General features: G+C 45.8%; 17 protein-coding genes. All 17 read left to right on the top strand.

Translation table 11 applies throughout. The features are described 5' to 3' along the window. The first annotated feature begins 23 nt into the window (after positions 1 to 23). A complete protein-coding gene (locus CS562_RS12360; protein ID WP_180287115.1) occupies positions 24 to 860 on the top strand; it encodes a metallophosphoesterase family protein in 837 nt (278 codons plus the stop codon). Between the two features lie 24 nt (positions 861 to 884). Beyond that, complete coding sequence (locus CS562_RS12355; RefSeq protein ID WP_099856003.1) at positions 885 to 1,973, top strand: ABC transporter ATP-binding protein; 1,089 nt, start codon at positions 885 to 887, stop codon at positions 1,971 to 1,973. Next, positions 1,970 to 2,842: a carbohydrate ABC transporter permease gene (locus CS562_RS12350; protein WP_076289313.1), complete on the top strand. Its 873-nt coding sequence runs from the start codon at positions 1,970 to 1,972 to the stop codon at positions 2,840 to 2,842. The genes CS562_RS12355 and CS562_RS12350 overlap by 4 nt, the downstream gene beginning before the upstream one ends. Positions 2,843 to 2,860: 18 nt before the next feature. Beyond that, positions 2,861 to 3,685 (top strand): carbohydrate ABC transporter permease, encoded by an 825-nt coding sequence (locus CS562_RS12345; protein ID WP_064637538.1) that lies wholly within the window; start codon positions 2,861 to 2,863, stop codon positions 3,683 to 3,685. A 24-nt stretch (positions 3,686 to 3,709) separates the two neighbouring features. Continuing rightward, positions 3,710 to 5,020, top strand: a complete 1,311-nt coding sequence (locus CS562_RS12340; RefSeq protein ID WP_099856001.1) for an ABC transporter substrate-binding protein — start codon at positions 3,710 to 3,712, stop codon at positions 5,018 to 5,020. Between the two features lie 226 nt (positions 5,021 to 5,246). Then, the gene (locus CS562_RS12335) at positions 5,247 to 5,765 is read left to right on the top strand and encodes a hypothetical protein (RefSeq protein ID WP_099855999.1); all 519 of its coding nucleotides are present in this window, start codon (positions 5,247 to 5,249) and stop codon (positions 5,763 to 5,765) included. A 181-nt stretch (positions 5,766 to 5,946) separates the two neighbouring features. Continuing rightward, entirely contained in the window at positions 5,947 to 6,687 is a 741-nt protein-coding gene (gene map / locus CS562_RS12330) for a type I methionyl aminopeptidase (RefSeq protein ID WP_099855997.1), read from the top strand. 167 nt (positions 6,688 to 6,854) lie between these two features. Continuing rightward, entirely contained in the window at positions 6,855 to 8,081 is a 1,227-nt protein-coding gene (locus CS562_RS12325; RefSeq protein ID WP_076289372.1) for a phosphoenolpyruvate hydrolase family protein, read from the top strand. A gap of 121 nt (positions 8,082 to 8,202) precedes the next feature. Further along, the gene (locus tag CS562_RS12320) at positions 8,203 to 9,417 is read left to right on the top strand and encodes a Tm-1-like ATP-binding domain-containing protein (RefSeq protein ID WP_099855995.1); all 1,215 of its coding nucleotides are present in this window, start codon (positions 8,203 to 8,205) and stop codon (positions 9,415 to 9,417) included. 25 nt (positions 9,418 to 9,442) lie between these two features. Then, positions 9,443 to 10,273, top strand: coding sequence for a phosphoenolpyruvate hydrolase family protein (locus CS562_RS12315; RefSeq protein WP_099855993.1), 831 nt, complete (start codon positions 9,443 to 9,445; stop codon positions 10,271 to 10,273). Between the two features lie 165 nt (positions 10,274 to 10,438). Further along, positions 10,439 to 12,280 (top strand): cache domain-containing sensor histidine kinase, encoded by a 1,842-nt coding sequence (locus CS562_RS12310; protein ID WP_099855991.1) that lies wholly within the window; start codon positions 10,439 to 10,441, stop codon positions 12,278 to 12,280. Continuing rightward, a complete protein-coding gene (locus tag CS562_RS12305; RefSeq protein ID WP_099855989.1) occupies positions 12,258 to 13,025 on the top strand; it encodes a response regulator transcription factor in 768 nt (255 codons plus the stop codon). The genes CS562_RS12310 and CS562_RS12305 overlap by 23 nt, the downstream gene beginning before the upstream one ends. Before the next feature lie 93 nt (positions 13,026 to 13,118). Continuing rightward, on the top strand, positions 13,119 to 14,426 hold the full coding sequence (locus tag CS562_RS12300; protein WP_099855987.1) for an ABC transporter substrate-binding protein: 1,308 nt from the start codon (positions 13,119 to 13,121) through the stop codon (positions 14,424 to 14,426). Between the two features lie 129 nt (positions 14,427 to 14,555). After that, positions 14,556 to 15,440, top strand: coding sequence for a carbohydrate ABC transporter permease (locus tag CS562_RS12295; RefSeq protein WP_076289323.1), 885 nt, complete (start codon positions 14,556 to 14,558; stop codon positions 15,438 to 15,440). A 15-nt stretch (positions 15,441 to 15,455) separates the two neighbouring features. Next, complete coding sequence (locus tag CS562_RS12290) at positions 15,456 to 16,283, top strand: carbohydrate ABC transporter permease (RefSeq protein ID WP_064637560.1); 828 nt, start codon at positions 15,456 to 15,458, stop codon at positions 16,281 to 16,283. A 19-nt stretch (positions 16,284 to 16,302) separates the two neighbouring features. Then, positions 16,303 to 18,561, top strand: coding sequence for an FAD-dependent oxidoreductase (locus CS562_RS12285; protein WP_099855985.1), 2,259 nt, complete (start codon positions 16,303 to 16,305; stop codon positions 18,559 to 18,561). 395 nt (positions 18,562 to 18,956) lie between these two features. Beyond that, positions 18,957 to 20,186, top strand: a complete 1,230-nt coding sequence (locus tag CS562_RS12280; RefSeq protein ID WP_099855983.1) for a multidrug effflux MFS transporter — start codon at positions 18,957 to 18,959, stop codon at positions 20,184 to 20,186. Positions 20,187 to 20,224: the final 38 nt, after the last annotated feature.

The following is a 20,224-nucleotide window of genomic DNA, read 5'->3' as shown; positions in this document are numbered from 1 at the left end:
AAATAAAGATGGAGGTGGCGTTTATGCGTCTGGCATTACTTGGTGATCTTCACTATTCATGCATGAGTCACGGGACGGAAGAAATGAGGGCTGCAAGATTCCGGGCATACGAGCATATGCTCAAGGCTTTTCTGAAGGAGGATGCGGACTATCATATCTCAATTGGTGATTTAACGCATGAAGGGACAGCTGAGGAACTTCGATCCATTTTCTCCATGCTTACAAAAAGTGAACGGAAATTCATTCATGTGCTGGGTAATCATGATACGTATTCACTGCCAAAGCATGAAATTTACACGCTATCAGGACAGGAGCGCTACCGGGCTATTGATACACCTCACGTCAGGCTGATTTTTCTGGATACTACCCAGGAAATGAATCGAGAGGATTGGGGAGGAGAGCTGGACGAAGAGCAGCTGACATGGATTAAAGGCCAACTTGCCAATTCACATGAAAAGCAAGTGCTCGTCTTCGGGCATCATCCGGTATTCGATACAACTGCGCGCTCAACACTAGATAAGCTTTACATCCGTCCGCAGAATGAACTGAGGGGTATATTCAATAGTCGGCCAGGTGGAGGCATCTATTTTTGCGGGCATAACCACATGAACTCCATCGTTAAGCAAGAAGAATGGCATTATGTACAAACTGCAGCTTGTCTCGATGTACCAGCATACCGCGTTATTGAAGTTCATGAGGGCGAAGTAGTCGTTGCTCACCAACGAATGCTGGATGCTGATCTCATGAATGATATTCAGAGCTTTTGTCATGATACGCCGGGCTTTGGACCCGTCGCTAATGCAGAGGGTGAAGAAAGCGACCTTATCTTATCCGTTCGAATAACATCGGCCGCACAATAATGTGAAGAAAAAGGAGGGAATGTCATGGCTCAAATTGTGTTAAAGCAGATCGAAAAAAGCTTCAAGCAGGATAAAGTTATCGAAGGTCTCGATCTGACCATTGAGGATGGTTCCTTTACGGTATTGGTCGGTCCGTCTGGCTGTGGAAAATCGACGACACTCCGGATGATCGCAGGACTTGAGAAAGAAACAGGCGGTGAAATTTGGATTGGGGACCATCGTGTCAATGGAGTAGAGCCAGGCAAGCGTAATGTGGCGATGGTATTTCAAAACTATGCATTGTATCCAATGATGACAGTCAAGGAGAATATTGAATTCGGATTAGTAAATCGCAAGGTGCCTCGGCCCGAACGTGAGCGTCTTATAAAGGAGATCACTGAGGTCGTCGGCCTGGCAGAGTATTTGCATAAGAAGCCGCAGGCTCTGTCCGGAGGTCAACGTCAGCGGGTTGCCTTGGCTCGGGCCATGGTTAAAAGTCCCGCAGTCTTCCTGATGGACGAGCCATTGTCGAATCTGGATGCCAAGCTACGCCATCAGATGCGCACGGAACTGATTCAGCTTCACAAACGGCTGGGCGCAACCTTTGTTTTTGTAACTCATGATCAGGTTGAGGCCATGTCGATGGGAGATCGCATCGTCATCATGAATAAAGGGCGTATTCAACAAGCAGACAGTCCAATGAAAATCTACAATGATCCGGATAATGTTTTCACAGCGCAGTTTATTGGTACACCGCCGATGAATGTGATAGATCGTGAACGTATCCTGCCTTTGTTGAATGGACAGCTTCATGATGATATTGGCCATATTGGCTTTCGACCAGAGAAAGCAACGATGACGCTTGAGAACAGACCGCAGACCGGGCATATTCAGTTCTCGGCTCATATCATGACACGCGAGACACTGGGAGCAGAGATCATCTATCAACTGGATTCCGCGCTTGGACTTATCGCCGTGAAGAGCTTCTTGAAACCGTTGGAGTCAGCCTTTGAGGTAAACATCAACGTGTCTATGCAGGACCTGTACTATTTTGATCGGAAGGGTGAACGTGCTCGTCAGCATGAGCTGGTCGAAGCGGGAGAGCTGATTGTCCTGGGAGGAGGATATTCATGACCGTCTGGTCCAAGCTCCGTCCCTATGTGTTGGTGGCACCCTCCATCACAATATTCTCTATTTTTTTCCTTTATCCGATCTTCTATATGATCTTCTTAAGCTTTTACAACTGGGATTTTATTAATCCGGTCAAGGAGTTCGTGGGCTTCAACAACTTTGTTGAACTATTTAAGGATAGTGCATTTCTTCAGGTGTTAAGCAATTCCTTGAACTATACGCTTCTTTCCGTATCCTTATCCATTGTGATCTCGCTTTTGCTTGCGATCTGGCTGAATCGGGAAGGGGCATGGTACGGGTTTGTTCAAGGGGCACTTTTCAGTCCGCATATTGTTTCACTTGTATCGGTATCCTTGGTGTGGATGTGGCTGATGGATCCCAAATTCGGTTTGCTTAACGGTTTGCTTGATATGGTTGGCTTGCCTAAGCTGGCATGGCTGAGTAGTCCAGACAGTTCATTGCTGTCGCTTGTGCTTGTATCGGTCTGGAAAGGCGTAGGCTATAACGCCCTCATCTTCATCGCGGGCCTCCAAAGCATTCCCAGGGATGTGTATGAAGCTTCAGCTCTGGACGAGGCCAATTGGTGGCGCAAATTCTACAAAATTACGCTTCCCATGCTTTCGCCGACACTATTTTTCTTAATAATCATCAATCTGATCAGTTCATTCCAGGTGTTTGAGACTATTGCCATTATGACCAACGGGGGTCCGATCAATTCAACCAATACGCTCGTCTTTTACATCTACGAGTATGGATTCCGCTACTTCAAGATCGGTTATGCATCGGCAGCAGGAGTTATACTGCTCGTTGTCGTTGGTCTGCTTACGCTAGTTTACTTCAAATTGCTGAGCCGCAAGGTTCACTACCAATAGAGAGGAGAAGGGATTTTTATGGCAAGGAAGTCATTGCTGCGTACGCTCAATATTACTGCCACAATAGCATTGGTTGCGATTTTTGCTATCCCTTTTCTATGGATGATTTCAACATCTTTGAAGTCTTACCCGGAGACGGTGATTTTTCCACCCAAGTGGATTCCCTCCAAAGTGATGTGGAGCAATTTTCAAGCGGCGTGGGAATCGGGGCCTTTTTTGAAATATCTAATGAACAGCGTTGTTGTATCGGTCAGCATACTCGTTCTTCAATTCACGACAATAATATTGGCAGCCTATGCTTTTGCAAGATACTCCTTCAAAGGAGACAAGCTATTATTCGGGATAACGATGGTGACCTTGATGATTCCTGGTCAGCTCATTTTCCTACCTGTGTATTTGTTGATGAGCAAGTGGGGACTCATTAACAATTTGCTGGCACTCATTTTGCCCTTCTCTTCCAGCGCCTTTGGCATATTCATGCTCAGGCAGTCCTTCAAGCAAGTACAGGAAGAGCTTATTGAAGCGGCGCGACTTGACCAGGCGCCGGAATGGAAGATCATTCTTAAGATTATGGTACCAATGGCGCGTCCTACGTTAGTAACATTTGCATTGTTCAGCTTCATTGCACACTGGAATGATTATTTCTGGCCGCTCGTGATGACAACCTCCGATGCAGCAAGAACGCTTCCGATCGGGATTTCTAAGCTGCGCGAGGTTGACGGAGGAGCTGCCTGGCATATTTTGATGGCTGGAAACATGATTTTGGTCGTTCCGATTCTTATTGTTTTCTTATTTGGACAACGTCAAATTATTAAAGCATTTGTCTATTCGGGTGTTAAATAATCAGATTAACAGGAGGGTTTATTCATGAAAAAATTTGGATCTGTTTTGTTAGCGGCAACGCTTGCTCTTACGATGACTGCTTGTGGTGCTTCTAATTCTGATGGTTCAACCGGAGCTGCTTCCGGGAGCAATTCCAATGATACGGCCAATAAACCAATAGAGATTACATATTGGTACTCTTGGGGAGACAAGATCGCTGAGAACAATGAGAACTTGGTAAAGATGTTTAATGATTCCCAAGATGAAGTGATCGTGAAGGCGGAATATCAAGGGACGTATGCAGATCAGCATTCTAAGGCACAAGCTGCTTTTGCAGCGGGCAATGCCCCCGAAGTATGGCAAAATGAAATTGCTTCAGTGGGTGTGTTTGCGGAATCAGGCATGACGCAGGAGTTGACTTCTTTTGTGGAGAAGGATCAGCTGAATATGGAAGATTTTATTCAAGGGCTCATGGGGAATTCCTATGTGAATGATAAACTGTATGCTCTTCCTTATTTACGCAGTACCCCGATCCTGTACTTTAATCGTACGATGCTGAAGGAGGCGGGCCTTGATCCTGCTGGACCTAAGAATTGGACAGAGTTTGAAGATTATGCACGCAAGCTAACGATTAAGGATCAGCGCTACGGCATCTCGATGCCTGTCGATATTTGGCTTTATGAAGCTTTTGTGAGACAGAGTGGAGGCACGATGATCAGCGAGGACGGAAAAAGTGCGGCATTTGATAATGAAACCGGCATTGAACCTGTGAAGCTGTGGCTTAAGATGAAGGATGAAGGCATTATGAGCATCGGTACGACCGATGATGCAGGTACGCAAGCCAAAACGGATTTCCACAATCAGCGTTCAGCGATGCTGTTCTCCTCAACTGCGGATCTGACCAATAATATGAAGGTTGCAGAAGAGCAAGGCTTTGAACTCGGAACAACATTTATGCCTGCAAATGATACGTATGGAGTGCCGACAGGCGGTGCCAATTTGGTTATGACTTCTGGCCTGTCGCCCGAAAAACAGGAAGCGGCGTGGAAGTTTATCAAGTGGATGACCTCCAAAGAACAAACGATTTATGCAAGCTCCTTCACGGGCTATTTGCCTAGCCGAATCAGTGCAGTGGAGAGCGATGAAATGAAGAAGCTTTATGAGGAAAAGCCGCTGTTCAAGGTGGCGGTAGACCAACTGGAATATGCGGGTCCACGTCCAATGCAGAAGGTTTATCCAGAGATTGGTGAGATGATCAAGAATGAGATTCTGCGTGCGGTTGTGGATTCTTCCGTTTCAGCAGAGGACGCTGTAGCTGAAGCGGCGAAGAAGGCCAATGCCTTGCTGAATAAGTAGAGTTATAATTTAAAGAGACCAAGGAGCTAAGCGGCATATGTCCTGCTTAGCTCTTTGCTTTTGTTGGTGGTAGGCTCCGTGAGATATGTAGTTATATTTCCATTGGGATCATTTAAATTGATGAATTGACCTATAGCGAATACCGCACGTATGTCTCATTCGCACAGGCAAGTAGTCCACTTCTCGCGTAAACTGAAGTAGATTCAGTAGAGCGAGGTGAAAATCCATGGCTAAAACCAACGAAATACGCCTAAAGGCAAAGCGGTATAAGGCCCGGCCCGTCTGCGTGACTCTTCATAATGGTGAAACGTACATCGGTTACATTTCTGACGTGAATAACGGAGGCGTGGTGCTTACCGGGGGAGGAAAAATATCGCGCACGGCGACCACAGGGGACATTTCCCAGCGTACCAATAGAAAGGTCGCTTCACGCAGCAAAAACGGTCGTTCTCCGAATCGGAAACGGGTAAATGGTACACGCAAGCCGTCTACCCGCTCGCGCGCAGTGTCACGTGCGCAGGTTTCGTCCTTTCTACCGATGATGGGCTCGCTGTTTGGCGGGCTTGGTGGTGCGGCTTCGGCTGGAGGTATACTTGGCGGCGGCATGCGGCTGTTTGGCATGATCCAGCAATTCATGCCTGTCATGAAAATGGGCTACGGCATGATCAAATCTATCCATCCATTTATGGGTGCCGTCAAAGGTCTGATGGCTCCGCCTAGTCAGGCCGAAGAAGAAGAGGTATAATGCGATATTCAGCCCCTTTGAAGACGGAAGGGGCTTTTCTTTTTTTAGTGTCAAGGTGTTATTGATAAATCGAGTTTTCAAAAAAAGTTGCGAAGCTTTGACCATTTGGATATGATTATCTAATTGGTTGTTTCAGCTTATACATTTAATTGATGATAAAAGATAGTGAGGTCAGAAAACAATGATTGCAAAAACAGAAGAAGACTTTAATGGTTTGAAGGAAATTGGCAGAATTGTTGCCTTTATTAGAGATGAATTGGTACAAAGAACTGTTCCTGGCATAACGACGAAGGAACTTGATGATATAGCTGGAGAGCTTTTTGAGAAAGAAGGCGCAGTCTCAGCTCCAAAAAGTGCATATAATTTCCCTGGCTATACTTGCATTAGTGTTAATGAAGAAGTGGCACATGGTATTCCGGGGCAACGGGTTATTCAAGAAGGAGATCTAGTCAATATAGATGTCTCTGGCTCGAAGAACGGCTATTTCGCTGATACAGGAATCTCGTTTGTAGTAGGCGAAGGAGAAGAAGTGTTAACGAAAATATGCGACGTTGCTAAACTAGCATTTGAAGCAGGTCTTAAGAAAGCAAAACCTGGTTCCAAAAAAAGCGGCATCGGAAAAGCGGTATTCTTAACAGCAAAACAGCATGGATTAACCGTTATTAAAAACCTTACAGGACATGGTGTTGGACGTAACATACACGAAGCACCTGACCATATTTATAATTATAACGATACATCGGATGATGAGTTATTAAAAGAAGGCATGGTTATTGCATTTGAACCATTTATCTCAACTTTAGAAGAACAAGTGTATCAAAAAGAAGACGAATGGACCTTTGCTACAGAAAAAAGCTATGTAGCTCAAGTGGAACATACGATTATCCTTACTAAAAATGGTCCGATCATTGTCACACAATAATATCAAGACCATTGTCTAAGGTCGATTTCCCAAGTGGGAAATCGGCTTTTTTTTGATGCCCCTTAACAAAACGGTTCGAGGAAGGAGGGAATGAGCTATACGGAATGATGTACAATAATAATATTGAGGAACAAAAACTACAATTGTTAAATTGTGTTGAGGAGCGGATGAGTTTGAACAGAACAGTCATACTGGAGCGTCTTCAATCACAGCTGTGCGAGGGAAATCACATCATCGGTGTCTCGACTGGCACGGGGATTACAGCGAAGTATGCAGCTCAGAGTGGAGCGGATTTTATATTAATGCTGAACTCCGGCAAGTTTCGCCAGATGGGGAGGAGCTCTCTAGCCGGCTTTTTGCCGTTTTGCAACAGTAATGATATGGTGATGGATTTTGCATCAAGAGAAATAGTGCCGCTGGTGAGGCATTCTCCCGTACTCTTTGGACTGAATGCGAATGATCCAACCATAGAAATGGCTGATTATATAGAGGTAATCAAGAGGAGAGGTTTTTCGGGAGTCAACAACTATCCTACAGTTGGCCTGATCGACGGATTGTTCAGAGAGGCTCTGGAGGAAGACGGGATTAGTTATGACATCGAGGTTGAGGCCATACGCCTGGCCCATCGACAGGATTTGTTTACGGTGGCGTTCGTATTTGATGAGCTTCAGGCGGCCCAGATGATTGAAGCGGGAGCAGATGTAATCTGTGCTCATCTCGGTCTGACCGAAGGCGGGTTATTGGGTGCACGGAAGGTTGTATCCTTGGAGGCCGCCAAATCAAAGGCATTGCGTATTTTTGATACCTGCAATCAGCTTAAGCCGGATTTGATCAAGATGATTTATGGCGGTCCGGTAAAGACGCCGGTCGATGTCCAGTACATGTATAGCGACAACACAGACATTATGGGGTATATTGGCGGGTCTGCTTTTGAACGAATTCCTTCCGAGAAGTCGATTACGGCAATTACTCGCGATTTTAAACGCCTGGGTAAACTGGATGAGGACGATTTTATGGTCAAAATGCTGAAAGGCATTACCCAGCATTATGATTACGTTGAGTTTGTCAAAGAGTATGTGGCGCAAAACTATAGTAGTGAAATTGTTTTTTCGGATCTTGCCAAAGTTGCTCATGTTTCCCGCAGCTATTTGAGCAGTTTGTTTAAAAAGGAGGTTGGCTGCAGCTTTCAGACCTATCTGGTGAGCTTCCGCATCAATAAAGCCGTCACGCTTCTTCATGCGCCGCAGCTTCAATTATCCGAAGTGGCTGGGATGGTTGGGTATCCCAATTACGCACAATTTAGCAAAATGTTTAAAAAGCTCAAAGGCTGCTCTCCCAAAAAGTACAGATCTAACCTAAACACAAAAACACAGAACATAAAAGCGTTTTCATAAATAAACAGGACCAGTATGATGAAGTTATAGCGATCGTACTGGTTTTTCTGTTAGCGAAAAAATCAGCATGCTACCTGCGATCGAGCTTGGTTTCTAAAGAGTCATACGAGGAGGCCGTGGAATGAAGACCGTCGCAATCATTGGAACGTTTGATACGAAGGGCGATGAATACCTTTACATTAAAAGCATTGCAGAGGAGCTTGGGTTGGGGACATTGATGATTCATACAGGTGTATTCGAATCTTCCTTTGTTCCGGATGTGTCCAATCAGGAAGTCGCCCACGCCGCAGGCATGGCCATAGAAGAACTTGCGGCAAAGAAGGATCGGGCTTTGGCTACAGAGGTTTTGTCCATAGGATTGAAGAAGCTGGTGCCACAGTTGTACAAACAAGGTAAATTTGACGGAATCATTTCCTTTGGTGGCACTGGTGGGACCTCACTGGTCACACCTGCCATGAGAGCTCTGCCGATTGGAGTCCCTAAGGTGATGGTATCAACCGTTGCTTCTGGAAACACAGCTCCATACGTAGGCACGAGTGATATTGTCATGATTCCGTCGGTGGTGGATGTAGCCGGGTTGAACTCCATTTCTACGAAAATATTTACAAATGCATTATTTGCGATTGCGGGCATGCTCAAGTTTGAGCATACGCACAAACTGGATAAGAAGCCGCTGGTTGCAGCTACGATGTTTGGAGTGACAACACCATGTGTAACAGCGGCAAGAAAATATTTGGAGGAGCGGGGCTACGAGGTGCTTGTGTTCCACGCCACGGGCATCGGAGGGCAGTCGATGGAGGCGTTGATTGAAGCAGGCTTTATTGAAGGGGTATTGGACTTGACGACGACGGAGTGGGCGGATGAAATCATCGGCGGTGTTTTAAATGCGGGGCCGAATCGCTTAGAGGCTGCAGGCCAAAATCGCATTCCGCAGGTAGTCTCAGTGGGCGCTTTAGATATGTGCAATTTTGGGCCGAGCGATACTGTGCCGGAGAAATTCAAGGATCATAAGTTTTATCAGCATAATCCGACGGTAACCCTGATGAGAACCACAGTGGAAGAGAATGAGCAGATCGGCAGGAAGTTTGCGGAGAAGCTGAACATGGCAAAGGAACGCACCGTGCTAATGCTACCGCTTAGAGGCGTATCCGCAATTGATGTGGAGGGGGAGCCTTTCTACGGACCGCAGGAGGACCGGATGTTGTTTGATACCCTGCGCCAGCATATCGATCGCACAATTGTTGAAGTGATTGAAATGGATTGCGCCATCAACGATCCAGCCTTTGCAGAGGCCGCAGCACAAAAGCTGATCGCTCTCATGACATCAAATTCCTAACCAATCCAATAAGGAGGATAACGAAATGAATAAGCTGAACAGATCAGAAATTATGGACAAATTTAAGGAAGAGGTAAAGCAGGGTAAAATTCTACTAGGTGTCGGGGCAGGCACAGGGATTACGGCCAAGAGCAGTGAAGCGGGCGGAGCAGATATGTTAATCGTATACAATTCCGGTCGGTACAGAATGGCTGGCCGTGGCTCGCTGGCGGGCTTGCTCTCCTATGGAGATGCCAATCAAATCGTCGTTGAGATGGGAGCCGAGGTGCTGCCCGTCGTCAAACATACGCCTGTTCTGGCAGGGGTGTGCGGCACCGATCCTTTCCGAATAATGGAGGTTTACCTGAAGCAGTTGAAGGAGCAGGGCTTCAGCGGAGTTCAAAACTTCCCAACCGTTGGTTTGATTGATGGGGTGTTCAGACAAAACCTGGAGGAAACCGGTATGGGGTACGACCTGGAGGTTGAAATGATCCGTATCGCCCATGAATTGGATTTGCTGACTACGCCGTATGTTTTTGATCCTGCTCAGGCAAAAGCTATGGCGGAGGCGGGGGCTGACATTTTGGTTGCGCACATGGGGTTGACGACCAAGGGCTCCATTGGTGCAAAAACAGCACTGACCCTGGACGACTGTGTACAACGAATTGAGGCTATTATTGAAGCAGGGCGGGCTGTGAACCCAGAGATCATGATTATTTGCCACGGTGGACCCATTGCAGAGCCGGAGGATGCGGCCTATGTCATTGAGAGAACGAAGGGCATCGATGGATTCTTCGGCGCATCCAGCATCGAGCGCTTTGCGGCAGAGAAAGGCATTACACAGCAGACGGAGTCCTTCAAGTCAATTCGGACATAGTATTCAACCTAACGACAGTCAATTATTTGGCTGTCGTTTTTTTATCCATAGGGGAAGAGGAGACTCTCAACTCCTCATATGAGCGCTTACAATTTACTGTTGCGATCAGCCTTAATGTTCAGTAAATTGGGAGGTATACACCGATGGGAGGGCTGAGCAATAATCATGTTGACCAGATGGCTGCGACGAATAACGCCAGGCACGTTTAAACACCGAATACTATTTTCGTTTCTGTTATTCCTCCTGACGCCTATAGCCATATTAGTTCTCTACAACTTCCGAGAAACGGAAATTATGCTCCAGCGGGATGCTTCTGACATTAACGTCAAGCAACTCGAAGGCATCAAAGCCGATCTTATTGATTTGATGAGTCTTGTGATGAAGACTGGGATGCTGTTGGATCAGGATTCTGTCCTCCGCGAAGTGATGCAGAAGCCGGAATTATATGATGCCATCCATCGAAAGCGAATTGTGGAAAATAAATTCGCTAGTATTGAAAACAGCTTTTTCCTTACGGGAGCTACCGTATTCTACACATTGATCGATTTAAAAGGAAACGCTTACACTTCCTATACGCCAGAGAATTCTCTGAATTATGCCCACATCAGTTCCGAGCCCTGGGTACAGGAACTGAAGAGGACTGAGGGACAACGGTACGTATGGAAATCCAATGATTTGACGACCGGCGTTCGTGAGAGAAAAGGAAATCGGATGCTGAGCCTTTACGAAGTGCTGCGTGACGACGGACTAAAACCATTCGCTTATGGACGTTTTAGTATCGATTATGAAGCATGGTTTCAGGAAAAAACAGAGGAAAACACATTCGGCAGCGATAGGGAAGGAGTCTATTTTCTAATGGATGGATATGGGAATATTATGCTTCAATCCAAGTCGGGAGACAATGTACCCTCTACCGTGTCATCTGCCATTACAGCAGCAAGTCAGAGTCAGGGACTGGGACAGGGACAGGGACAGGATACCTCCTCCCAATCCATTGTGAACAACTATATGATGTATACCTATAGCAAAATTCAAGAGCTTGACGGTTATCTTGTGAAAAAGATACCCCTGTCCTTGTTATTTGAAGAAGTGAACAAACAGAAGCTAAGGTTCTATACCGTATATGGGGCCATCCTACTGCTGTTTGTGCTGCTGACTTACTTCATTTCTTCAACCGTTACCGGTCCTTTAAAGCATCTTCAACGAAAGATGGAGACAACCGTAAAATTGAATTTGAAGACAAAGCTGCCGGAACAAGGAAGAGGTGAATTGCTGGCGCTAACCCGAAGCTTCAATTTCATGATCGCAGACATCAATAATCTGTTGGAACAGTTAAAGCTTGAGGAGCGGCAAAAGCAGTTTGTCCGATTTCAGGTGTTACTTGGTCAGATGAATCCTCATTTTTTGCTGAATACGCTGAATACAATCAAGAGCATTGCACTGGATAAGGATGATGATGAGATTTATGAGATTTGTGTATCGCTAGGAAAAATATTAGAAACTACGCTGAATTTGGAGGTTGATCTTATTCTTCTGAAGGAGGAGATTGTGCTAATCGAATCCTACATGGATATCCAACGGAAACGATTTGGACATGGCATCGAGCTCCACTATGAAGTTTCCAGGGATCTGGAGTATGCACTGATTCCGAAATTTTGTCTGCAGCCGCTGGTAGAAAATTCGTTGATTCACGGGTTTGGACAATCACAGCTTGAGGGGCGGATCGACATTCGTGCATCAATCCACCATTCGCTGCTTATTTTGGAGGTTGCGGACAATGGTATAGGAATCAAAAAATCCCAGGCGAATCAGTCCTACCGGAAAAGAAAAAGCATTGGCGTACAGAACCTTCGCGAGAGCTTGGAGCTTATGTTTAAGAACCAGCCAACAGGACTTCGGATAGAGTCGACGGAGGAAGGAACGCAGGTCATCATGCATTTCCCATTATTGTTATCCAAACCATATTTGAAGGAGGGGAGCACCATTGTGGCGCACATTGATCGTTGAAGATGAACAGTACGCAAGAGCAAGCTTGCGCAAATTGTTTACAAAGGCGAATATCCCGTTTGAAATTGTCGGTGAGGCGGTAAATGGCGAGGAAGGTTTGCAGTTGATTCGGGAACTGCAGCCCGATGTTGTCATTTCCGACATTTTCATGCCGTTAATGGATGGCATCCGTTTACTCCAGCTCACGAGAAAGGAAGGACATGAATGCCGATTCGTTATGTTGACGGCAGTAAGTGAATTCGAGTATGCCAGACAAGCATTGGAATACGGGGCTTCAGGTTATTTGATGAAACTTTCTCTGGATTTGAAGGAACTGAAGCAAACCATGGACAAAGTAGCCGGAGAGCTGACGAGAATGGATAAGCTTCGCCTGGCAGATAAATGGTTCCCAGACAAGACTGCCCTAGAACCAACAGATCATCCAGAGCTGAACCGAATGATTACCTACATTGAGGAGCATTTCGCCGAGGATGTGACATTAAAGAGATTGGCTGAATATGTTCGCATGGATGCCAGTTATGTCAGTGACTTATTTAAGAAAAAGATGGGGATCACGATCACGCATTTTATTCAGAACCGCCGCGTTCAAGCAGCGAAAATGCTGCTGACAGAGACGGAGAAAACGGTGAGTGAAATAGGCAGGTTGGTAGGCTTTGAGAACGACAATTATTTCATTAAAATATTCAAGCGGTGGTGCGGGTTGACCCCGAACGAATACCGAAAAGAACAAAAAATCGTTCTATGAATATCCAAACACCGTTCATACCCCCAATGTCAGGCTGGTGATAAAGTTAAAGACGTAGTAAGCAGCTTATCAACTTGATAAGGGGGACTGTAAATGAAATATAGAAATTGGTTAAAGGTTGCTTTGATTACGACTTTGACAGCTTCGATGCTCAGCGCATGCGGAGGGGCTAACAACGAGGGAGCGAGTGCAGGATCGGCGAATCAAAATGCCGGTGAGACCATTAATCTCACGCTTTGGGGAGCTGTTCCTGCTGAGGCTGGACCTCAAGAAGTGATTGACAGCTGGAACAAAGAAAATCCTGACATTCAGGTCGAGTACTTCCGTTATGTAAATGATGACCCCGGCAACCTGAAGCTGGATACGGCGCTCATGACGGGTCAGGACGCAGACTTGTTCGTCAACTACACGATTAATCGTTTACAGAAACGTGTTGATGCAGGAGTTGCTTTGGATCTGAGCAGCAGAACAGATTACAACATCGACGAGCAAATGGGGGTAGACGCCGCTCAATGGAAAATCGGGGATAAGTATTATGGTATTCCGACAAAGAAAAACATGTTATTCATCTGGCTTAACAAAAGCATGCTGGATGAAGCCGGTCTTCCGATTCCTCCCGTTGATTGGACGTGGGATGACTTGAGAGAATATTCGAAAGCGCTAACAAAATCGAATGTGTACGGTCTTATGCAGCATGATGCTGCCTTTACCGCTGCAATTGACGGTACCATTGCGGGCCTTGGCGTAACCACGCCGGAAGGCACATCTAACTTCAATAATGATCTTTGGAAAAAGCAGCTTCAAATCGTGCATGACATGATGTTTGTGGACAAATCGACACCCGAATATGGAGAACAAGTAACAAGCAAGATGCCAGTAGACACAATGTTTCTCAAAGGAGAGGCAGCTATGTTAGCCGCAGGAGAATTTATTTTCCGCAACGCCAATAACCTGAAGGAATTTCCTCATGACTTCAAAATCGCATTCGCTACAATTCCGAAAGTATCTGCCGATCAAAAGGATTATAAATATGCTGGCGGTTTAGGTGATATGCTCTCCGTTAATGCAAAATCCAAGCATCAGGATGCGGCATGGAAATTCGCAAAGTGGTATGCGGACGGCGGAATGTTGCCGATGGCAAGCGGAGGACGCCTTCCATCCTCGAAGAGCGTTGATAACAAGCAGGCAATGGACCTGCTGCTCAAAGGTGTTGAAGACAAATACGATACAGAGTCGATGAATAGCGTTGTGTTCGGAGAGTTCCCATCATTCCAGCTAAATGTACCGCAGCAAGCGCTGGATGCCCGCAAGGAAGAATACGAGAAATACTTCCTGAATGAGCAGGATATCGATACAACGCTTAAGAATATGGCCAAACGCCATCAGGAATATATCAAATAATCAAATAATCAAATAATCAAATAATCGAACATTGACAATATCCCTAAGAGAGAAGAAGGATTCTTCGCTTCCGTCTTCTCTCTTTGCTGTATTTAAAAGTTCCATACGAGAAGAAAGGCGGCGTTTTCTGTGAAAAGGAACAGCTGGATTCGGAAACAAGGCTGGGTTGGCTACGTATTTATTTTGCCTAATATGCTCGGTATCCTCGCATTTTTTATTCTGCCAGCCTTGTACTCCTTCTTTATGATGTTCACGGACTATCAATTCGCCAATCCGAATTGGACGTTCACCGGATTAGATAATATCAAACGCCTTTTTGGTGATGATCAGTTCTATGCTTCAATCAAATACACGATCATATTCCTGATGTCCGTTCCGGTCTCATTGGCAATTGCATTTCTCGTTGCTCTTGTGCTTAACCGGAGCGTGTATTTGAAAGGATTGCTTAGAGGTATGTTCTTCCTGCCATATATCTCTAGCGGTGTTGCTGTTGCTTTTGTATGGATGCTGCTGTTCCAGCCGTCCCAGGGGCCGATTAATGAAGTGCTTCGCTTTATCGGCATTGTATCGCCTCCGGGCTGGTTCGCTGATTCGAGTTCGGCGATGTATGCCATTGACGTCGTGCAAATATGGTTTATGTTAGGCTACAACATGATTATCTATCTGGCAGCCCTGCAGGAGATTTCGACTGAGCAACTTGAAGCGGCACGTATTGACGGTGCAGGGAAAGCAACCATTACATGGAGGATTGTATGGCCGCTTGTTAGTCCAACGACATTTATGCTATTGATTACGGGGCTGATTATGACGGTCAAATCCTTCTCTCTCATCCAAGCGATTACGGGCGGCGGCCCAAGCGGAAGCACCACGATTCTGTCGTTGTTCGTCTACAAAACGGCATTTAGCTATTATGAGATGGGCTATGCATCAACCATTTCCTGGTTCCTGTTTGCGGTTATTCTTGTCATTACCATCATCCAATGGGTCGGCCAAAAACGCTGGGTCCATTACTAGAGAGGAGCTGACCCAATGTTTAGAACAACGAAGACACGCTCGGTTAAGCTTTCTGTAACGATCCTTATGTTAATTGCAGGGTTGTTTATGATTGTTCCTTTTTTATGGATGCTCAGTACTTCCTTCCAGACCCCGAGTGAAGTATTCCGCCAATGGCTTCCTTCGAAGCTGGACTGGACCAGCCATAAGCGAATCTGGACGGGAAACTATAATTTTCTCCCTTATTATTTGAACTCAATTAAGATTGCCGTGATTGGTACAGCTGGTGCCGTTTTTTTGTCGGCCTTTGCTGCTTATGGCTTCGCCCGTACGGAATTTAAAGGACGTAATACCCTCTTCATCGTGTATCTATCCATGATGATGATACCTCCACAAGTTGTTTTTGTTCCGAAGTTTATCCTGTTTAACTGGCTTCATATATATAACACACATTGGGCATTAATTCTGCCAGCCATGTTCTCGATATTTGGTGTATTTATGCTCCGTCAATTCTTTCTCAGTATACCGAACGAGATTACAGAATCTGCATTACTCGATGGTGCGGGTCATTTTCGAATTTTCTTCAAGCTGGTGTTACCGTTAGCGAAACCAGCGCTTGCAACGTTTGCGATTATCGATTTTTCCTGGCAGTGGAATGATTATGAGAATGCTCTGGTTTTCCTGCAGAGTCCAAAGCTTTATACGATTCCGCTTGGTCTACAAAATTTCGTTTTGGAAAACAACGTTGATTATAACGGCATGATGGCAGCTTCTTCGGCAGCGATTATCCCTATGATTTTAATCTTTCTGCTTGGTCAGAAATATATTATTCAAGGTGTATCCAGTTCAGCTGTAAAAGGCTAATTCAAAGGAGGTTTATATCATGAGACGCGAAAAACTATTATTCGATGTTACGGTCATTGGCGGAGGACTTTCCGGGATTTGTGCCGCTATTGCAGCGGCAAGATTAGGTCAAAAGGTTGCACTCGTGCATAATCGTCCTGTACTTGGCGGCAATTCCAGCTCCGAGGTACGTGTATGGGTATGCGGTGCAACGGGGCATGGCGTGAATCGTTATGCACGGGAGACCGGCATTATGGGGGAATTGTTCATTCAGAATCAACAACGGAATCCGGAAGGTAACCCCTATTTGTGGGACGTTACTTTGCTGGAGGCAGTAAGAGCCGAGCCTAATCTCACTTTGTTTATGAATACAGATGTTAGAGAAGTAGAAGCAGACGGTGAGAAGGATGCAAGGATAATTCGTAGCGTGAAAGGCTGGATGATGGGCTCCGAGCGTGAGATTACGTTTGAAAGTGAGATGTTCCTTGACTGTACTGGTGACGGACTCGTCGGATTTCTCGCTGGAGCAGCATACCGGATTGGCCGTGAAGCCCGTCATGAGTTCGGGGAAGAATGGGCACCGGAAGTTGCTGATGATATTACGCTTGGCAGCACACTGCTGTTCTATACGAAAGATACCGGGAAACCGGTACGGTTTGTAGCCCCATCGTTTGCTAAAGACATTACGACAACCCCAATTCCGCTAAAGCGTGTGATACGCAGTGGAGATTCCGGCTGTCACTACTGGTGGATTGAATGGGGCGGAGAGCTGGATACGGTACATGAGAATGAGCAGATTCGGGATGAGTTATGGTCTGTTATTTATGGTGTCTGGGATTATATTAAGAACTCCGGCAAGTTTCAGGCCGAGGAGATGACGCTGGAATGGGTAGGCTCGATTCCAGGCAAACGCGAATACCGCCGCTTCCTTGGTGATACGATCCTGACGCAAAATGATGTTATCTCTCAGCGTCCATTTGAAGACCGCGTCGCCTTTGGCGGTTGGTCCATCGACCTGCATCCCCCACAAGGGATGTATGCAAGCGAGAGCGGCTCCAAGCATCTGCATGCAGATGGCACTTATCATATTCCGTTTGGGTGCCTGTACTCCCGAAATGTCAGCAATCTGCTGTTTGCGGGACGTAATATCAGTGCATCGCATGTTGCATTCGGAACAACCCGCGTCATGGCAACTTGTGCGGTAATGGGAGAAGCAGCAGGTGCAGGCGCTGCCTTGTCGGTAATCAAAGGCATCACGCCTCGTGAACTGCGAGAGCAGCATTTGACCGAATTGCAACAAACGATGTTGCGGACCGATGCCTCAATTATAGGACTGAGAAATATGGATTCTGCTGACCTTGCGAGAAGGGGAACCATCACGGCTTCAAGCACGATGAGTCGAATTTTGATCAACGAACCTTCCGAGGAGTACCGGCTGGTCGCTGACGTTGGATGGCTGTTCCCGACCGAGGGTGGAATTGAAGGATTTACTCTGTTGGTCTCTGCCCGGGAAGCGACAAGTCTGACTATAGAACTATGGGATACAGGTCGCCATGAGAATTATGTACCGGCAAACTTCAAGCAAGCTGTGGACATCCAAGTCGATGTAGGTGAAAAACAATGGTTGGATGTGCCTGCAGACAGTGCAATGTTTGGAGGCGATCCTTGTAATGTATTTGTCATTGTTCGTGCGAATGAAGCAGTCAGTCTCTACACATCAGTTGTCCCGATCAGCGGTGTCCTTGCGTTTGAGCGGGGAGTCAAGCCAATAGTCAGCTCTGATCTGGAGGATCATCAGCCGAATCAGCCCGTTATCGAATGGTCGATGAAGCGCCTTGTCCGAAAGCCATTCTGTTTTGCAGTTGAGACTGGCGCGTATTCACCTGATAAAGTCATCAACGGCTATGTCCGTCCGTTTGGCGGTCCACAGCTGTGGGTATCAGAACCCATCGCTAATGGCCGTGAAGAATGGGTTGAAGTCAACCTTCCAGAGCCAGTGGATATTCGGGAAATTCACCTTACCTTTAATGACGATGTTAATGAGGATTTGATCAATTTGCATCATCACGAGACACCGTTTCTGATCATTCCGGAGTTGGTTAAGAGCTATGAGTTGCAGGCATATATTAATGAGGAATGGGAACGTTTTGCTGGTGATAGCCATAACCTTACTCGCAAAAAGATTCATCGTCTTGAGAATCCGATACACTCAAAACGGATTAGGGTCATCATCAAGGAAACGCACGGTGGCGATCGGGCAGAAGTGTACGAAATTCGACTATATGATTCTCATAGATGACGGCCCTGCGGGGATCTACTAAGAGTTAGCTCATCTTAAGGGATATCCTGCACATAAAATAATAACCTCCTACCTAAAGCAAAACTGTAATTTGCTCTAGTAGGGGGTCTTATTTTTGTTTTTAAGCGAACTTTGGTTTCCAACATGAAGTGAATAAGAGAATCTAGTGGTTAAGCCCAACTCTTTTTTAAGATAAATGATTTGACTTACAGTTAACTCTATGTCTTATACTCCGAATAGGAAAGAAAAATAAGTGGCTTTTCTGGAGTAGGGCAGTTACAATTTGTTAGGATCAATAGATGTGGGGTGTGGACGGGGGATAGGTAATGCATAATGGGTTGTAATGACGATTCAAATAAACTAAATTACGTAATGAATTGGAGATTTAATCAACAATGATAAAGAGTAAAAATTGGAATGTATTTGGCCTGGCATTGTTGCTGGGTTTATTTTCAACGTTAGGTCCATTTACGATTGATATGTACTTACCGGCTTTTCCTGAGATTGCAAAGAATTTCAATACAAGTGCATCACTTGTTCAGTTTAGTCTTACTGCTTGTTTATTAGGTCTAGGTGTGGGGCAGCTCGTTATGGGTCCTTTGAGTGATGCTCACGGTAGACGTAAACCGTTGTTAATCTCCATGGCAGCCTATATTATTTGCTCCTTGGCGTGCGCTTTTGCTCCTAATATCGGACTATTGATTTTGTTTCGTTTCACTCAAGGATTTGCGGCTTCAGCAGGAATTGTCATTTCTCGTGCGATAGCTAGGGACCTTTATAGTGGACATGAACTCACTAAATTTTTCTCTTTGCTGTTGCTTGTAGGGAATTTGGGGCCTTTGGCAGCACCGATCGCTGGAAGTGGCATTCTTTCATTCACGACATGGATTGGTGTCTTTATTTCACTCTCATTTTTGGGCATTTTCTTATTAATAATGACCAAATGGGGTTTGAAGGAGTCCAACCCGCCTGAACGACGCATGGCTCCCAACTTCAAACAACAGTTGGGCAATTACAGAACGCTACTACGTGACCGCAAGTTTGTTGGCTATATGCTTGCACAGGGAATCATGACGGCTGGGGTATTTGCATATGTAGCAGGAACACCATTTATATACCAAAATATTTATGGAGTCACACCAACTGTATTTGCTATATTGTTTGCTTCGAACGGGATCAGCTTAATCATCGGTTCCCAAATTGTGGGTCGGTTAGCACAACGTATACCTGAGCAGACTCTTCTATTATCTGGACTCTGGCTTGCTTTAGCGGCAAGTGTTGCAGCTTTGGTGGTAACCTTAGTTCATGGCCCGCTGTTCGCATTGGTCATTCCATTGTTCTTCTTTGTTTGCTCCATCGGTATTACGTCTACTGCGGCATTTCCACTTGCGATGGAGAGCCAAGCCAAGATGGCTGGAAGTGCAGCAGCACTGCTCGGCGTGGTTCCTTTTCTTTTGGGCGCCCTGGTTGCTCCTCTGGTTGGTATCGCAGGTGAAGACACTGCCGTCCCACTTGGACTCACTTTATTAATGACCAGTCTCGTTGCGATTCTTACGTACTTCCTACTCGTTAAAAAAATATCGCATCACACACCTCAACATGCTCAGTCTGATTCTAACTTTTAATTGAGAATATGAGGGATTGATTCTATTAGATATAAAAA

The organism is Paenibacillus sp. LK1, from assembly GCF_002750415.1.
Classification (GTDB): Bacteria; Bacillota; Bacilli; order Paenibacillales; family Paenibacillaceae; genus Paenibacillus; species Paenibacillus taichungensis.
This window is presented reverse-complemented; position numbering and strand designations above follow the sequence as displayed.